The following is a 1,212-nucleotide window of genomic DNA, read 5'->3' as shown; positions in this document are numbered from 1 at the left end:
GGCAGCACCGCGGCGGCGCGGGCCAGGCCCGGCCGGCCGAACGACAGCGCGACCGTGGCCGACTGCTGCATGCCGGCGCGCAGCTGCAGATTGATCCGCTCGCGTCCGTTCGGCGCGAGCGGCAGCGCGAGCTCGGCGACGCCGGCCGTGTCGGCGCGCAGTCGCGCATACGGCTGGGCGTCGAGCCAGATCTCGACCTCGGCGCCCGGCGCCGCGCCCAGGCGCAGCAGGCCCCCATCCCAGTCCAGGCGGTGCGGCAAGGCCGGGTTGGCGGCGGCGTCGGTCATTGCGATTCCTGTTCGGCGCGCAGGCGCGCGCGGTGTTCGACGGCAATCTGTTGCAGCAGCGCGGTGCCCGCGGCCGACGGCGGCGGCAGCGCCGCGTCGCGGTCGGCCGCACGCTCCTGCAGCGCGAACCACAGCGCCTGCTGTCCGGCATTCGGCTGCGGCTCGCGCGCATGACGCTGCCGCGCGAGTTCGGCGCCGACCCAGGCGGCGATTTCCTCGTCGTCGGGACGGCGCAGGCCCTGCACGCCGCAGTCCTGCAGCCGCTGCCGCAGACGCTGCAACTGTTCGCGCGGCTGCTGCAACAGGCAATGGTAATCCAGCACGAGGCCGCGACCGCGCGCGGCGACCGCCGCCGCAGCGTGGTTGTAGTGTTCCCAGAGCGCGAGCGCATGCGGCGCGGTCAGGCCGTCGCGGCGCTGCACCGAGGCCGCGGCGGCCGTCGGCGCGCGCACGACGTGGACGAACACCGGCTGTTCGACGGTGTCGGCGATCTCGTCGAAGAGCAGGCACAGGCGCGGTTCCTTGACGAACCACGGTGCCTGCGCGGCGAGTTCGTCATGGATCGTCGCCCAGTCGGTGCGCAGCTGCGCGCGTGCCGCGGACACGGCAGCGTCGCCCCAGCCCAGCGGCACCGACCAGTCGCCGCCGCGCCGGCGCAGTGCGGCCACGCAGGCCAGGTGCAGGTCGCCGCGCTCGAGGAAGCCGCGTGCGTTCTCGCGCGGTTCGCGCAGGAAGCTGCCGGGCCGGCCCCCATAGGCGCCGAGCAGATGCAGCAGCCCGGCCACGCACGAAGTGCCCGAGCGATGCATGCCGAGCACGACGAGGCCATGGCCGCTGCGCCGCGGCGGCGCGGCACGGCGCGGCGGTTTCCGCTGCACCTCGCGCAGCCGCTCGCGCATGTGTCGCGCGGTCGTGCCGCGCAGCG

Annotated in this window: 2 protein-coding genes; both read right to left on the bottom strand. The window is 75.4% G+C overall.

Annotated features, from left to right (window positions below; genetic code table 11):
• A partial coding sequence (locus NON22_RS24535) for a hypothetical protein (RefSeq protein ID WP_257389602.1) occupies positions 1-287 on the bottom strand: 287 nt, incomplete at its 3' end.
• Positions 284-1,212: sulfotransferase (locus tag NON22_RS24530; RefSeq protein WP_257389601.1), on the bottom strand; the 929-nt coding region annotated here is incomplete at its 5' end. The genes NON22_RS24530 and NON22_RS24535, both read right to left, overlap by 4 nt.

This window comes from Tahibacter caeni (assembly GCF_024609805.1).
GTDB lineage: Bacteria > Pseudomonadota > Gammaproteobacteria > Xanthomonadales > Rhodanobacteraceae > Tahibacter > Tahibacter caeni.
Note: the sequence above shows the minus strand (reverse complement) of the source record. Positions and strands in the feature narration are given on the sequence as shown.